Annotated in this window: 18 protein-coding genes; 6 read left to right on the plus strand and 12 right to left on the minus strand. The window is 68.8% G+C overall.

Translation table 11 applies throughout. From position 1 onward, the window contains the following. Positions 1 to 4 precede the first annotated feature (4 nt). Both EIZ45_RS15920 and EIZ45_RS15925 read right to left on the minus strand, forming a co-directional pair. Complete coding sequence (locus EIZ45_RS15920; RefSeq protein WP_037818621.1) at positions 5 to 361, minus strand: helix-turn-helix transcriptional regulator; 357 nt, start codon at positions 359 to 361, stop codon at positions 5 to 7. Between the two features lie 88 nt (positions 362 to 449). Continuing rightward, a complete protein-coding gene (locus EIZ45_RS15925; protein ID WP_134663451.1) occupies positions 450 to 1,301 on the minus strand; it encodes an NAD(P)H-binding protein in 852 nt (283 codons plus the stop codon). Between the two features lie 88 nt (positions 1,302 to 1,389). On the opposite strand from EIZ45_RS15925, the gene EIZ45_RS15930 reads away from it, so the two are divergent. Further along, complete coding sequence (locus EIZ45_RS15930; RefSeq protein WP_134663452.1) at positions 1,390 to 1,797, plus strand: helix-turn-helix domain-containing protein; 408 nt, start codon at positions 1,390 to 1,392, stop codon at positions 1,795 to 1,797. 44 nt (positions 1,798 to 1,841) lie between these two features. Beyond that, positions 1,842 to 2,180, plus strand: a complete 339-nt coding sequence (locus tag EIZ45_RS15935) for a hypothetical protein (protein WP_205669952.1) — start codon at positions 1,842 to 1,844, stop codon at positions 2,178 to 2,180. Positions 2,181 to 2,290: 110 nt separating this feature from the next. Here the strand turns inward: EIZ45_RS15935 and EIZ45_RS15940 are convergent, their stop codons facing one another. Continuing rightward, positions 2,291 to 3,445, minus strand: coding sequence for an acyl-CoA dehydrogenase family protein (locus EIZ45_RS15940; RefSeq protein WP_134663453.1), 1,155 nt, complete (start codon positions 3,443 to 3,445; stop codon positions 2,291 to 2,293). A 20-nt stretch (positions 3,446 to 3,465) separates the two neighbouring features. Beyond that, positions 3,466 to 4,317 (minus strand): 3-hydroxybutyryl-CoA dehydrogenase, encoded by an 852-nt coding sequence (locus tag EIZ45_RS15945; RefSeq protein WP_205669953.1) that lies wholly within the window; start codon positions 4,315 to 4,317, stop codon positions 3,466 to 3,468. A gap of 140 nt (positions 4,318 to 4,457) precedes the next feature. Between EIZ45_RS15945 and EIZ45_RS15950 the strand changes: the two genes are divergently transcribed. Continuing rightward, on the plus strand, positions 4,458 to 5,126 hold the full coding sequence (locus EIZ45_RS15950; RefSeq protein ID WP_037818612.1) for a TetR/AcrR family transcriptional regulator: 669 nt from the start codon (positions 4,458 to 4,460) through the stop codon (positions 5,124 to 5,126). 240 nt (positions 5,127 to 5,366) lie between these two features. Here EIZ45_RS15950 and EIZ45_RS15955 read toward each other — a convergent pair whose 3' ends face one another. The 4 genes from EIZ45_RS15955 to EIZ45_RS15970 form a co-directional block, all read right to left on the minus strand. Next, positions 5,367 to 5,921, minus strand: a complete 555-nt coding sequence (locus EIZ45_RS15955) for a YbaB/EbfC family nucleoid-associated protein (protein ID WP_134663454.1) — start codon at positions 5,919 to 5,921, stop codon at positions 5,367 to 5,369. A 1-nt stretch (position 5,922) separates the two neighbouring features. After that, positions 5,923 to 6,969 (minus strand): hypothetical protein, encoded by a 1,047-nt coding sequence (locus tag EIZ45_RS15960; RefSeq protein ID WP_134663455.1) that lies wholly within the window; start codon positions 6,967 to 6,969, stop codon positions 5,923 to 5,925. Between the two features lies 1 nt (position 6,970). Continuing rightward, entirely contained in the window at positions 6,971 to 7,348 is a 378-nt protein-coding gene (locus EIZ45_RS15965) for a hypothetical protein (RefSeq protein ID WP_037818608.1), read from the minus strand. 120 nt (positions 7,349 to 7,468) lie between these two features. Beyond that, on the minus strand, positions 7,469 to 8,305 hold the full coding sequence (locus tag EIZ45_RS15970) for a DUF1295 domain-containing protein (protein ID WP_134663456.1): 837 nt from the start codon (positions 8,303 to 8,305) through the stop codon (positions 7,469 to 7,471). Between the two features lie 51 nt (positions 8,306 to 8,356). Here EIZ45_RS15970 and EIZ45_RS15975 point away from each other — a divergent pair, with 51 nt between their 5' ends. Then, positions 8,357 to 8,863, plus strand: a complete 507-nt coding sequence (locus EIZ45_RS15975; protein ID WP_134663457.1) for an emopamil-binding family protein — start codon at positions 8,357 to 8,359, stop codon at positions 8,861 to 8,863. On the opposite strand, the gene EIZ45_RS15980 is transcribed toward EIZ45_RS15975, so the two are convergent. Genes EIZ45_RS15980 through EIZ45_RS15990 form a run of 3 tightly spaced genes read right to left on the minus strand, consistent with a single transcriptional unit; the run spans position 8,847 to position 11,332 of the window. Continuing rightward, positions 8,847 to 10,346 (minus strand): MFS transporter, encoded by a 1,500-nt coding sequence (locus EIZ45_RS15980; RefSeq protein WP_134663458.1) that lies wholly within the window; start codon positions 10,344 to 10,346, stop codon positions 8,847 to 8,849. The genes EIZ45_RS15975 and EIZ45_RS15980 overlap by 17 nt on opposite strands. Before the next feature lie 58 nt (positions 10,347 to 10,404). After that, positions 10,405 to 10,773 carry a VOC family protein gene (locus EIZ45_RS15985; RefSeq protein ID WP_134663459.1) on the minus strand — a complete coding sequence of 123 codons (369 nt, stop codon included), beginning with the start codon at positions 10,771 to 10,773 and terminating at the stop codon, positions 10,405 to 10,407. Between the two features lie 19 nt (positions 10,774 to 10,792). Next, positions 10,793 to 11,332, minus strand: coding sequence for a dihydrofolate reductase family protein (locus EIZ45_RS15990; RefSeq protein ID WP_134663460.1), 540 nt, complete (start codon positions 11,330 to 11,332; stop codon positions 10,793 to 10,795). A 100-nt stretch (positions 11,333 to 11,432) separates the two neighbouring features. Here EIZ45_RS15990 and EIZ45_RS15995 point away from each other — a divergent pair, with 100 nt between their 5' ends. Both EIZ45_RS15995 and EIZ45_RS16000 read left to right on the plus strand, forming a co-directional pair. Further along, positions 11,433 to 11,804: a YciI family protein gene (locus tag EIZ45_RS15995; protein ID WP_134663461.1), complete on the plus strand. Its 372-nt coding sequence runs from the start codon at positions 11,433 to 11,435 to the stop codon at positions 11,802 to 11,804. Next, complete coding sequence (locus EIZ45_RS16000) at positions 11,801 to 13,009, plus strand: RNA polymerase sigma factor (protein WP_134663614.1); 1,209 nt, start codon at positions 11,801 to 11,803, stop codon at positions 13,007 to 13,009. Before EIZ45_RS15995 ends, EIZ45_RS16000 begins: the two co-directional genes overlap by 4 nt. Here the strand turns inward: EIZ45_RS16000 and EIZ45_RS16005 are convergent. Next, positions 13,006 to 13,557: a D-alanyl-D-alanine carboxypeptidase family protein gene (locus EIZ45_RS16005; RefSeq protein ID WP_134663462.1), complete on the minus strand. Its 552-nt coding sequence runs from the start codon at positions 13,555 to 13,557 to the stop codon at positions 13,006 to 13,008. The genes EIZ45_RS16000 and EIZ45_RS16005 overlap by 4 nt on opposite strands. Positions 13,558 to 13,561 lie beyond the last annotated feature (4 nt).

Genomic DNA, 13,561 nt, shown 5'->3' on the forward strand with positions numbered 1-13,561 from the left:
GGTCTCAGCCGCGCGGGGAACGCGAGCTGTCCGCGTGCGCGGTGCGCAGGTCGTCGAGCAGTTCGACCTGGCCCGACAGGACGCCGGTGAGGATCTCGCGCGCGACCGCCAGCAGCTCCGCGACCTGTGGGCTGATCAGCGAGTAGTAGACGCTCGACCCTTCCTTGCGCGTGGTGACCAGCCCCATCCGCCGCAGCACCGCGAGCTGCTGCGACAGGTTCGCCGGCTCGATCCCGACCTCCGGCAGCATCTCAGCGACCGCGTGCTCGCGCTGCGACAACAGTTCCAGCACCCGGATCCGCGCCGGATGGCCGAGCGTCTTGAAGAACTCGGCTTTCAGCTGGTAGAGCGGTCTGCTCACGGGTGCCGCCTTCGGTCCGGGTCCGCCCTCTCGACCGGACGGGTTCAGCAATTGCGAATATTAGCAATTGCTGAACCCGCGGGGTCTGTCAGCTTCCCTCCGGAGCGAACTCAGCCGCGTGATCGGCCACCCACTGGGCGAAAGTCCGCGCCGGAACCCCGGTGACGTCCTCGACCGTCGTCGTCGGCCGGTCGGGTTCGCTGCCAGCCAAGCGGGCAAACGCGTCGTGCATGGCGTCCGCGTACTTCGCCGGAATCCGCTGGAGCAGAAGTTCGCGCGCAACCTCGCGCGGCACCTCCTCCCAGCGGGTCTCCCGGCCGATCACCTCGCCGATCACCCGGACCTGCTCAGCCTGCGTGAGCGCAGCGGGCCCCGTGAGGTCGTACTTCGCCCCGACATGCCCTTCGGAAGTCAGCGCAGTCACCGCGACCGCCGCCATGTCGGCTTCGTGGATGAGCGTGGAGTACACCGAACCGTAAGCCCCGCGCACGACGCCGTCCTCGCGAATTTGCGATGCCCAGCCAAGGGTGTTGGTCGCGAACCCGTGCGGTTGAAGGAACGTCCACTCCAGACTGGTGCGCTCGATCGCCTTCTCCACCGCGCGATGAACCTGACTGATCGCGTCATCCGAGTCCCCGCGCGCCGCGGCCGACGAGAGCAGCACCAGCCGACGAGCACTGCCCGCGATCGTGTCCGCGATCGCCTCGGCCGGGTCGCCGGAAATCAACGGCCACATCAAGAAGACCGAGCCCACCCCTCGCAACGCAGCTCGCAGACTGTCCAAATCAGACAGATCACCGGGAACGACTTCAACGCTGGGTGGCAGATCGGCCTTCTCCGGCCGCCGAGCCAGCGCACGCACCGGAAGACCGCGCTCGACCAACTGGACGGCCACCTGACGGCCGACGTTGCCGGTAGCGCCGATCACCAAGACAGTCACGGGTCGTACCTCCTTGTGTCGCAGTGAAGCTCACCGTAGGTTCTGGGCTAACTTTTGGTAAGGACGCACCGTGGGGTAAGCTCCGGACATGGGAGTAGGCACCGAGGCAGGACGCCGCACCGCCCCGGACCCGGGTGACGCGTTCAACAGCGACTGCCCCGGCCGGACGGTGCTCGACCACGTGTGCAGCCGCTGGGGCACGCTGATCCTGCTGTCCTTGCGCGATCGTCCGGCGCGCTTTTACGAACTGCGCGACACGATCGGCGGAATCAGCGAGAAGATGCTGTCGCAGAACCTGCGCACCCTCACCCGCGACGGGTTGATCCATCGCGAGGTGGAGCCCGCTACGCCGCCCAAGGTGACGTACTCGCTCACAGAGCTTGGGCAGGAACTGGCGACGCCGCTGGAGGGCCTGCTGGAATGGGTCCGCGTGCGGGCGGTGGATGTGGTGAAGGCGCAGCGAAGGCATGATCGGCAGCACAAGCCTTCGACCTGACTGCGTGCTCGCTGCGGCAGTGCTGGCTCAGCAGGATCTGCGGTGTGACAGCTGCATCGGGGAAACGGCCGAAACCCATCGCTCAGTGCCAGGACGTGCACGAGGTTCTCGACGAGATCCGGCTTCGCCCGGGAATGTGGCTTCGGCAGCGTTCTCTGCAGGACTTGCAGAGCGTCCTCTTCGGTTACAGCGTCGCCCTGAACGTGCACGGATGCGATGAGGAGTTCGCGCTGGGGCCCGCCGGCCCGTTCGCGCAATGGATCGAGGCTCGCTACGGCTGGCCGATGGCCGCGGGATGGGCGGTCGCCATCGAAGGGCACGCCGAGGGCGAGGAGCCGCTGAACGTGTTCTTCCGGCTCCTCGACGAGTACCGGACTCGCTGAACTCCGTGAGCGCGCTCGCCGCGGTGTTCAGACGGCCTGGCTGCTCTGACGGCCCGCAAGAGACCTGATCATGAGCAGCCAGAGCCGCCCGAACTAACGGGGCAGAAACGTCAGCCCTTCAGCAACTGCCGAGCCATCACCAGGCGCTGGATCTGGTTCGTGCCCTCGTAAATCTGCGTGATCTTCGCGTCCCGCATCATGCGTTCCAGCGGGAAGTCGCGCGTGTAGCCGTACCCGCCCAGCAATTGGACCGCGTCCGTCGTCACGCTCATCGCCACGTCCGACGCGTGGCACTTGGCCGCCGCGCCGAAGAACGACAGGTCGTCGTCGCCTCGTTCGGACTTCGCGGCCGCGGTGTACACCATCTGGCGCGCCGTCTCGACTGCCATCGCCATGTCCGCCAGCATGAACTGGATCCCCTGGAAATCCGCGATGTGCTTGCCGAACTGCTTGCGCTCCTTGACATATCCCAGCGCGTGGTCCAGCGCGCCCTGCGCGATGCCGACGGCCTGCGCGGCGATCGTCACGCGGGTGTGGTCCAGCGTCTTCAGGGCGATCTTCAAGCCCTGACCCGGCTCGCCGACCATGCGGTCGCCCGGGATGCGGACCTGGTCGAACAGCAGTTCCCGCGTCGGCGAGCCCTTGATGCCCAGCTTCTTCTCCTTGGCGCCGAACGAGAACCCCGGGTCGGACTTCTCGACCACGAAGGCGCTCACGTTGGCGCCGCGGCGACCATCGGGGTCGGTTACCGCCAGGACCGTGTAGTACTCGGAGAAGCCCGCGTTGGTGATCCACGACTTCTGTCCATTGAGGATCCAGTCGTCGCCGGAAGGGGTGGCGCGGCAACGCATCGAGGCGGTGTCCGAGCCCGCGTCGCGTTCGGACAGTCCATACGAGAATCCCGCTTCGCCCGAAGCCAGCGGGGGCAGGTACTTCGCCTTGACGTCCTCGTTCGCGGCCAGGATCAGCGGCAGGCTGCCGAGTTTGTTCACCGCGGGGATGAGCGAGGACGAAGCGCACACGCGCGCCACTTCCTCGATCACGATGCAGGTGGCCAGCGCGTCGGCACCGGCGCCGCCGTACTGCTCCGGCACGTGCGGGGCGTGGAAGTCCGACGCGACCAGAGCGTCGTAGGACGCCTTGGGGAATTCTTCGCGCTCGTCGGCCTCCGCGGCGTGCGGGGCGATCTGCTCTTCGGCGACCGCGCGCACGGCTTCGCGGATCGCTTCGTGGTCTTCGTTGATTTTGAACAGGTCGAAGCTCATCGGGTTCTCCTCGCCGGAACTCAGTAGGTGTAGAAGCCGCGGCCGGTCTTGCGGCCAAGCAGGCCGGCGTCGACCATGCGGGCCAGCAGCGGCGGCGGCGCGTACAGCGGCTCCTTGAACTCCTCGTACAGCGATTCCGCGACCGCCTTCGTGGTGTCCAGTCCGATCAGGTCGGCCAGCGCGAGCGGGCCCTGCGGGTGCGCGGCGCCGCGCACGAGGCCCTCGTCGATGGCTTCCTTCGTCGCGAAGCCGGACTCCAGCATGCGCACCGCGGCGAGGATGAACGGGATCAGCAGCGCGTTCACCACGAATCCGGCGCGGTCCTGGCACAGGATGGCGTGCTTGCCGAGGGTCTCCTCGGCGAACTTCCGCGCGCGGTCGGTGGTCTCGTCGCCGGTGAGCAGGCTCGGCACCAGTTCGACCAGCGGCAGCACCGGGACCGGGTTGAAGAAGTGGATGCCGAGCACCTGCGCCGGGCGCTCGGTCGCGGTGCCGAGCTTCATGATCGGGATCGACGACGTGTTGGAGGCCAGCACCGCGTCCGGCGCGGCGACGATCTTGTCCAGCTTCGCGAACAGCTCCGCCTTGACCGCCTCGTTCTCGACGATCGCCTCGACGACGAGCGTGCGGTCGGCCAGGTCGTCGAGGTCCTCGGTGATCCGGATCCGGTCCAGCACCTCGGCCGCGGACGCGATCTTCCCCTTGCGCTCGGCCCGCCCCAGCGACGCCTCCAGCCGCGCCCGGCCCGCGTCGGCGGCCGCCCGGCTCGATTCGACCGCCACGACGTCCAGCCCGGCCCGGGCGCACACCTCGGCGATCCCCGCCCCCATCTGGCCGCAGCCGACCACGCCGACGAGCTCCACGTGCCTCACCCATCCCTCCGGTACTTGGTTTCATGATAACGGTACTCAGTACCGGCGAGTAGGCGAGAGCGGGGTGGCCCACCTCACCCTGCTCCCGCGCGGCCGCGTCCGATTAGGCTGGCCGCAGCGTGCGTGCGAAAGGTGGCCCGATGCCCGAGAAACCGGCCAAGCAACGGCTGACCGAGGCCGCGTTCGCGCTGTTCGAGGAACGCGGCTACGACCAGACGACGGTGGACGACATCACCGACCGCGCGGGCGTGGGGCGCAGCACGTTCTTCCGTGCGTTCCGGTCCAAAGAGGACGTGATCTTCCCCGACCACGAGGTGCTGCTGAGCGCGATCGAGGCCCGACTGGCCGGATCCGATCCGCGCACCGCGATCGTCGCGGTCACCGAAGCCGCGCGGCTGGTGCTGCGGCATTACGTCGCGGAAGGCGACCTCGCGCTGGCGCGCTACCGGCTCACCCGCAGCGTGCCCGCACTACGCGCGCGGGAAATCGCGGGCACGCGGCAGTATCAACGGCTGTTCCAGGAATTCGTCCACCGCTGGATGGGCGGCGGCGAAGAAACCGCGCTGCGCGCCGAACTCATGGCGGCCGCGGTGGTGACGGCGCACAACCACGTCCTTCGGCGATGGCTGCGCGGACAGGCTGCGGATCCGGAGGCGGCGTTTGACGCTGCGATGGCGGACACGGTCGCGCTGTTCGGCAATACTGGTGAGACGGAGACGACGGTGGTTGCTTTCCGGACGGGCAAAGACCTTTCCGCGGTGCTTCCGGGGTTGCGCAAGCTGCTCGGCGACGAGGGCACGCTCGGCTGAACGGCTACCACGCCTGGTCGCTCACGAGCAGCGTTCGATGCCGCGATGGCGAGACGGAGACGGCGGTGGTCGTTTCCCTACCAGCAAAGACTTTCCGCCGTGCTGGCCGTCGGCGACGAAGGCACGCTCGGCTGAACGCGTACCGCGCCTGGTCGCTCACAACGAGCCACAGACGCCGAGACGGAGACGACGGCAGTCGCTTTCCGGACCGGCAAAGAACTTTTCCGCCGGACTGCGCGACTACCAGGCCTCGTCGAACCGCACGCCAGCCTCGTACCAATCCTCGTCACTCACCGGGCGCTCCGGTTCCGCGGAACGTTCGGGGTCGGAGGTGCGGTTGCGGAGGTAGTCCCCTTCGCCCTGCACGGCCGAAGCGGCCGCCGGGTTCCGGGAGACTGCGGGCTTCTCCGGCGCGGCAGCGGGTTTCGGCTCGGCAGGCGCGGGAGACGGCCTCGGCTCGGCGGGCGGAGCGGGTCGCCGGGGAGCCGGAGCCGCGGGCGCGGCTTCGGGGGTGAACCCGGCCCGCCACTTCAGGCGGTCCATCACGTATCCGCGGGTGCCGAGCGGAGCCAGCAGCGCCGCCGTGCGGTTCGCCGATTCCCGTTGCGCTTCGGCGTACGTGCGCAGCACCAGCGCGGCCAGCTCGTCCGGCGGCAGATTCCGTACTGTGCCGGACAGTTTCAGTTCCGTGAGGACACCGTCGGTGTTGACCGTGGCGGTGACCGCGTTGCCGGGCGAGGACGCCTCGACCGACAACGCGGACAGAGCCTGGATCAGTTCTTCCGGACTGGGCACGTCAGTCCATCGTGGACGGCGACAGCGGCTGCGACACCGAACCGTCCGGCGCGATGTCGACGTTCCGGTCCCGGACCCGCTTTTCGGTGCCCTTCGGGGTGTTCGAGGTCTCGAAGTTGGCCGGGTCGAACGAATCGCCGGGGCTGACGTCGGGCGGGTTCGGCACCGGCGGCAGGTTGACCGACTTCTCGTGGATCTTGTCCGCCAGCCTTCCCGCCGATTCCTGCATGTGCGAGCGGATCTTGTCCACGCCGCTGAGGAAGCTCTGGAAGATGTCGTCCGCGTTGTCGCCTTCGACCTTCGCCGAGGCCTGCGCCGTCACCTCGGTGAGCCCGGCGCCCGCACCCGCGACCGCGGCCTGCGCGCCGACCGCGCTCATCGACAGCCCGCCCGCCGCGGCCACGGCTCCGCCCGGGGTGGCGACCACGGCGAGCATCCCGACCAGAGCGCCGGTGAACGCCACCGCCGCCACCTTGGACCAGGAGATTTCGCCTTCCTTGGCCTTCTCCTTCTGGTACTTCTCGGCGGTTTCCCGGAACGTCAGCGCGAGCGAGCTGAGGTCGTCCCGCGCGGCCCATACGCCGTCGCGGGCGGCGACGATGTCGCTCTCCACGACCGTGATCTCCGCGGCGAGCGCTTCGTAGGCCTCTGACAGCCGGTCGAGGTAGGTCTTGACGTCCTCGGCCGCGTTGCCGCGCCACGAGCCCAGCAGTTCCTTCGCCCGGCGCAGTTCGGTGATCGACCCGCGGCTGAGGTTCTTCCACACCGGCTCGTACGAGTTGATCATCGACTGCAAGCCGCCGCCGGTGTCCTTGAGGTCGGCCTCGGAGAACTCCCGGAAGACCTCGGTGACCTTGTCCTGGTACGACTCGTACAGCTCTTTGATCGCGGAGAACTTGAAGAACTCCGCGTAGCGCAGGAACTCCAGCCCGTCGAGCGCGTCGTTGGCGCCCTTGTGCAGATCCTCGCTGATGCCTTCGAGCAGTTCCGCGCGCGGACGCCCGTCCGAGCCGCCGCTGAGCCCGAAGTAGTCTTCCTGCTCGCTCACGTCAGCGCACCTCTCCGCCCGCGCGCCGCACCGCGGACTGCGCCTCGGCGTCCGACGCCTCGTACAGCTCCGCCACGCGCTTGAGCGCTTCGCTCGCCTGATGCGTCGTGTAGGCCAGCTTCGCGAGTGCTTCCTCGACCTTCGCGCGGTGGTTCTCGTACGCCGCCGCGATCTTGGGCATGCCGAGCGATCCGCCGAACGCAGTGGTCGGGCCGCCGCCGAACAGGTCGATCGAGCCGATGATGGCGGCCGGGCCGACCGCGTCGGGCAGGTCCAGCCTGCGCACTCCGCCGCGCGCGGTCTCCGCCGCGTCCCCGGCGTTCGCGACGAACCCGCTCGCCTTGCGCAGGTCGTCGAGGTCGGTTTCGAAACCGATCATGAAACTACCCCCAGTCGTGTGAACCGTGACCCTACCGGGCGAACGGTATCCCTTCCGACTCATCGGACACCGGGGAGGTTCACGGCATTCCCGTGAGGGCGGTCACACCGCGGGCCGGACTCAGTCCGAAGTGGACCCGACGGCGCTTCCGCGGCGGTCGGCCCGGCGCGGGAACCACGGCACGATCGGCGAGACTCGCCGCTGGTAGTCCGCGTACTCGGGGTAGCGGCCGAGGGTGATGCTCTCGGTGAAGATCGTCGAGCCGATGAACAGCGCCGTCAGCAGGACCGCGCCGGCGATCGTCCAGGTGACCGCGCCGGCCGCCGAGACGCCGATCAGGAACACCAGCCACCACTGCGCTTGTTCGAAGAAGAAGTTGGGGTGCCGGGAAAACCGGAAGAGCCCGGTCTGCGCGAACCGCGGTTCGGGAGTGCGCCCGGCGGCGGTCTCCCGCTTCTTCCACTGGTGGAAGTTCCATTGCTGCTGGTCCGCGATCGTCTCGCCGGCCAGGCACGCGAGGAACGCGACGGCCAGCACGATGTCGGCGGCGCCCAGCGGAGTCTGGTGGTCGAGCGCGGTCCACGCGGGAAGCGTGATGAGCAGCAGGATCACGTTCTGGTAGAGCGTGATGAAGAAGAGGTTGAACAGCTGAAACTGCCACGGCGCCATCCGGCCGCGCAGCACCGCCCAGCGGTAGTCCTCGCCGCCGGGCGCGTAGCCGCCTTTGCGGCCGTAGTTGAACGTGAGCCGCGCGCCCCACAGGAACACGAGCGCGAACAGCAGGTTCAGGCGCGCGTCCGCGAACCCCGCGTGCCCGGCGAAGATGCCGACGTAGGCCACCGGGACGACCGACCAGATCCGGTCCACCCAGGAGTACTCCCTGGTGAGCACCGACAGCAGCCAGCAGCCGGCGCACACTCCCGCGAACACCCAGAGGCACACCTGGAACGCGTTCATGACCGCGACTGTACTGCCGAAATCGCCGCTGCGACGCCCTACAATCCGCCGATGGGCACCACGACGGCGAACCTGCCCCTGCGCGAGCGCAAGATCGACATTTTCTTCGCCGTGATCTTCTCGGCGTTCACGGTGACGTCGCTGATCAGCGACCTGCTGCCGACTGTCGGCGTCGACTTCTCGCGGCCGACCGGCAACTTCTTCGTCGACTCCAACTACTGGTACGCCCACGACGCCGACCCGCTCTTCATGCACCCGCCGGACTGGATGCGGATCGTCACCGGCCTGTCGGCGTTCGTATACCTCCCGTTCTACGTCGTGCTCGTCTGGTGCCTCGTCGCGGGCCGCAACGGGATCCAGCTGTTCGCGGTGGTCTACGCGACGATGATCGTCACGCTCACCGGGATCGTCGTGTTCGGCGTCGAGTTCTTCGGCGACCCGGCGACGCGCACCGGCAACCCGGCCAAGTTCCTCGCGTTCAACCTCCCCTATGTGCTGGTTCCGTTGCTGCTGCTGGTGCGGATGCGCCGTCCGCTGCCGTTCACGCGGCGGTTCTGACCGCTGCGGCCTTCCGCAGCACCCGTTGTCGACGGCTCGTATAAGCCGCGACCGAACCGCACAGCAGCGCCAGGAGCGCGACCGAAACCAGTACCTCCGACACCGACCTCACCAGCAGCGAAAGCACCAATGGGCCAGCCAGCCCGCCGAGCCGGTTGAAGAACGACACCGACCCCGCGACTCGCCCGCGCAAGCCGTCGTCGGCCACATCGGCGGCGACTGGCAGGAACACCGCCGCCATCGTGTTGACGCCTAGCAAGGCGACCGTCAGCACCGCTGCCGACAGCCACGGCGCGGCTACCGCCCATCCCGACACCGCGAGCGCCAACAGCAATAACGCGACGCAGACGGCCAGCCGCACCGTGACGCCGGTGGGGCCGAAGCGGCGGTAGCCGAGGACCAGCAGTCCCGCGCCCAGCACCATCGCCACCGCGGATCCGGTCAGCAGGGCGTTCGCCGTGGTCAGCGAGAGACCGCCGACGCGGGACAGGGTCGGCACCCAGGTGGTCAGGCCGAATGTGGTCAAGCCGATCGAGAAGGCGAACACCCATTGCAGCCGGGTCGTGAGCGTGTTCCGGGCCAGCCAGTTGTCCTCCGCCGCGGTGGGCGCGCGGGTGCTCCGCTGATCCGGGATGACGGCTGCCGCGGCGGCCAGCAGCAGTCCGGTCGGCGCGCCGATGAGCCACAGCACCCGCCAGCCGAAGACGGGCTCCAGCCACAACGCGGAACCGGACGCGACCAGGTAGCCGATCGCGGTCGCGAGGATCGACAGGCCGGTGACCGCCGCTCCCCTGCCCGGCCCCGGGAAGAGGTCGCTGAGCACCGTGATCAGCATCGGAGCCAGCCCGCCGACGGCGATGCCCATCAGGAAGCACATCACCACGTTGCCGCCGAAATCCGGCATGGTGCCGCACATGCTCGTGGCGGTGAACCCGAGCGTGGCGAGCAGATAACAAGCTCGGCGGCCGATGCGCTCGGCCAGCCTGCTGCACAGCAACGCGCCCAGCGCCGTGCCGGACAGCCCGCTCACCGCCAGCAGCGACGCGGTCGAGGCGTCGATGCCGTATTCCGTGCGCAGGCCGGGGATGACGAACCCCAGCGTCGACGTCTTGCTGATGTCGATCGTGAGCGCGGCGGTGGCGACCACTGCGATCGTCCGCCTTCCCCGGACCGTTTGCGGAGGCCGGACAGCCGGGACCGCTGGAACCGCGCCCTGCCGCGTCCGGCCGAGGACGAGCGCGGCTCCCAGCGCGAGGAGCAAGGCCGCGCCGGCGACGAACATTTCCGGCATGTCGGCCAGCGCCATGCCGTGCAGCCGCCGGTCGGCTGTCGAACCCGGTGGACCCATCGAGTCCATCGACTCCATTCCGGGCATCGTGAAAGCCCGGAAAAAGCCCGTTGCCGAAGCGACCACGACCACCGCCGCCGCCAGCGCGAGCACTCCCCGCCAGCTCGTGCGAGCCGGCCCCGAAACTGTCGTCATGCCTCCAACTTCTCATCCGGGCGCGCGTTCCGGCATCTTCAGTTTTGCGGTCCTGTCCTCAGTTTTCCTGAAGCACCGAAAGAATATTCCGCGCCGGATCGCGGAACCACGCGATCAGTGGCCCGCCAAGCCGGAAAATGCCTTTTTCGTCGACGCCGTCGAACGGTTCGAAGGAAACCCCGGCCGCACCGAGGTCCGCGACCGCCTGGTCGATGTCGTCCACCGGGAAGTTGAGAATGGTGTACTCAGCCGGAACGTGCTTGTCGCCCTTCGGGTAGACGAGCACTTCGCGTCCTTCGGCGAGACGCAGCCGCAGCATCCCCCAGTTTTCGGCGACCTCGATGCCGAGCGTCTCGGCGTAGAACTTCCGCGCGGCCGGGATGTCGTCGACGGAGAAACCGCTGAATGCCTTGCTAGTGTCGAACATTTTTCCTCCTGGATAATTGTCAGTGCCGAGGGCGGTAAGTCACGCAGAGGACGCCATTGCCGAACGTCCGGGAAGCGACGAGTTCGAGGTCAGCCCGGGAAGAAGCCGTCGAGAACAGCCGCTCGCCCGAACCGAGCACGATCGGGTGGATCAGCAGATTCAGCTCGTCGAGCAAGCCCGTCAGCAGCAGCGACCGCACCAGCCGCGGGCTGCCGGGAATGTGGATGTTCTTGCCCGGCTTGCTCTTCAGCGCGGTCAGCTCGGCTGTCACATCAGGGCCGAGCAATGTCGACCCGCTCCAGCCCACTTCGGTGAGTGTGCTCGACACGACGTACTTCGGGGTGTTGTTCAGGAACGCGGCCATCGGCGACGAGTCGCCCAGCGCGGGCCACATCCGGGCGAAGTCCGCGTAGGTGTTCCGGCCGAGCAGCACGGCGTCCGATTCGGCGATGCCGGCGCGGATCACCTCGTCCGCCTCGTGGTTCAGCATCATCCACTCCGGCGGCGACTCGGTCACCCCGTCCAGCGAAACCGACAGTCCGGCCACGATCTTCCGCACGGCTATGCTCCTTCTTCAGCTGACCTGGACACGGGGGACGTCGGAGCCGGAATCCGCGAGGCGACACCCGGCGGCGAAAAAGTTTTCGGAGGGGGCCGTCGTGCGGTACCTGATCATGATCCACAGCAACCCGCGGTTCCGGGCGCTCTGGGAGGAGTTCTCGGACGAGCAGAAGGCCGCGTTCGGCCGGAGCCACCTCGCGCTCGACCGGGCGCTCGAGGAGTCCGGCGAGCTGGTGCTCAGCGACGGGCTGGCCGATCCCGCCGAAGCCAAGTGCGTCACCGTGCAGGATGGCAAGGCGGTAGCGAGCGACGGGCCGTTCGCCGAGGTCAAGGAGCATCTGGTCGGCTTCTACCTGGTCGAATGCGAGAGCATGGAGCGGGCGCTGGAGCACGCCGCGCGGGTGCCGGACGCGCTGTACGGCAAGGTCGAGGTACGGCCGATCCTCAACGTGAAAGAGCTGGGCCTCTGACTCCCCCGGCCGGTTTCGAACAGCTCCTGCGCGACCTCGCGCCGCAGGTGCTCGCCGCTGTCTGCCGCCGGTTCGGCGATTTCACGCTTTGCGAGGACGCGGTACAGGAAGCGCTGCTGTCGGCTGCCGTGAAATGGCCGGAGCAGGGCCTGCCGGACAACCCAAAGAGCTGGCTGATCACCGCGGCCGCGCGCCGGCGCATCGACATCGAGCGCAGTGAGTCCGCCCGACGGCAGCGCGAGCAGACGGTTGCCGCGCTGGCGGTGCCGCAACCGGAACTGGCCCCGGCCGACGATGACACGCTGCCCCTGCTGATGCTGTGCTGTCACCCCGAACTCGCCAAGCCGTCGCAGCTCGCGTTGACGCTGCGCGCGGTCGGCGGCCTCACCACCGCGGAGATCGGCCGGGCGCTGCTGGTTCCGGAGAAAACCGTGAGCCAGCGGATCAACCGGGCGAAGAAACGGCTCAGCGGGGCCCGGTTCCGGATGCCGCCGCCGGGCGAACGGGCCGACCGGATGGCCGCGGTGCTGCAGGTGCTGTACCTGATCTTCACCGAGGGGCACACCGCCAGTTCCGGGACCGCCGTCAACCGGGTCGAGTTGACCGCCGAGGCGATCCGGCTGACCCGGCAGCTGCACGCGCAGGTGCCCGACGAGGGCGAGGTTGCCGGGCTGCTGGCGCTCATGCTGCTCGCCGACGCCCGACGGCCCGCGCGGACCCGGCCGGACGGCGCCGCGGTGCCGCTGGCCGAACAGGACCGCAGCCGCTGGGACGCCGCCGCGATCGCCGAAGGGCTCGACCTGATCGGGAAAACCCTGGTCACCGCCCAGCTCGGGCCGTATCAGCTCGAGGCCGCGATCGCCGCCGTGCACGCCGAGACGGCGCGCGCCGAGGACACCGACTGGCCGCAGATCCTCGCCCTCTACGACCTGCTGCTCGCCCTCGCGCCGAGTCCGGTCGCGGCACTGAACCGGATCGTCCCGGTCGCGATGGTCCACGGCGCCCGCGAAGGGTTGCGGCAGTTGGACGAGATCGCCGGACTGGACGAACACCACCGCGTCGACGTCGTGCGCGCGCACCTGCTCGACCTGGCGGGCGAACCCGAGCAAGCCCGGGGCTATTACCGTTCAGCGGCACGGAAAACGCTCAGCGTTCCCGAGCGGAGATACCTGGAATCCCGCGCCGCGCCCGGGAAATCGCCCTAGCTGGCGGCCCGCGCCATCGATGACGGACGCAGTGCGCCCGGGTCCGGCAACCGCATCGGCACGGTGTGCGCGTGGTACTCGAAGTGCCACCATTCGTTGTCGTAGCGGCGATACAGCCGGTATTCCGCCCCGTGCCGCTCCAGCCACGCCGCTCCTTCGGTCGGGCGTACGTCGAGCGCTGTGCCGCGAACGTGTGCCGACTCGTGCGGTGGCAGCACCCGACGCCGGGCCGCGGTGACGGAGCCGGTGCGGTGTACCTCTTCGGCGAACAGCCGGTGCTGGTGCGCGGCATCGCGGTGGCCCGAGGTGAGGCCGATGAGCTGATGATCTCGCCAGAACGCCTCGGCGCGCGCCGCGGTGAAGGCCGCGCGGGCCGGTTCGCTCAGGCCCGCCAGGTCCTCGGCCGGGTAGCGCATCGCGAGCGCCCACTGGCAGGCCAGGTAGCGGCCGCGGCCGGGCGAACGCAGGAACGCGGCCGGGAGCAGCGTCAGCGCCAGGAGGCGGGTGACGGCCGCGAGGACCCGGGGCCGGCGAAGCGACTCGATCATGGGG

This window comes from Amycolatopsis sp. CFH S0740, from assembly GCF_004522315.1.
Lineage (GTDB): Bacteria > Actinomycetota > Actinomycetes > Mycobacteriales > Pseudonocardiaceae > Amycolatopsis > Amycolatopsis nivea.

Bases quoted from the DNA above. Each gene is read 5' to 3' on its own strand.
- EIZ45_RS15930 (WP_134663452.1), top strand. From the start codon at position 1,390: ATGGGAGTAGGCACCGAGGCAGGACGCCGCACCGCCCCGGACCCGGGT.
- EIZ45_RS15940 (WP_134663453.1), bottom strand. From the start codon at position 3,445: ATGAGCTTCGACCTGTTCAAAATCAACGAAGACCACGAAGCGATCCGC.
- EIZ45_RS15950 (WP_037818612.1), top strand. From the start codon at position 4,458: ATGCCCGAGAAACCGGCCAAGCAACGGCTGACCGAGGCCGCGTTCGCG.
- EIZ45_RS15965 (WP_037818608.1), bottom strand. From the start codon at position 7,348: ATGATCGGTTTCGAAACCGACCTCGACGACCTGCGCAAGGCGAGCGGG.
- EIZ45_RS15970 (WP_134663456.1), bottom strand. From the start codon at position 8,305: ATGAACGCGTTCCAGGTGTGCCTCTGGGTGTTCGCGGGAGTGTGCGCC.
- EIZ45_RS15975 (WP_134663457.1), top strand. From the start codon at position 8,357: ATGGGCACCACGACGGCGAACCTGCCCCTGCGCGAGCGCAAGATCGAC.
- EIZ45_RS15980 (WP_134663458.1), bottom strand. From the start codon at position 10,346: ATGACGACAGTTTCGGGGCCGGCTCGCACGAGCTGGCGGGGAGTGCTC.
- EIZ45_RS15985 (WP_134663459.1), bottom strand. From the start codon at position 10,773: ATGTTCGACACTAGCAAGGCATTCAGCGGTTTCTCCGTCGACGACATC.
- EIZ45_RS16005 (WP_134663462.1), bottom strand. From the start codon at position 13,557: ATGATCGAGTCGCTTCGCCGGCCCCGGGTCCTCGCGGCCGTCACCCGC.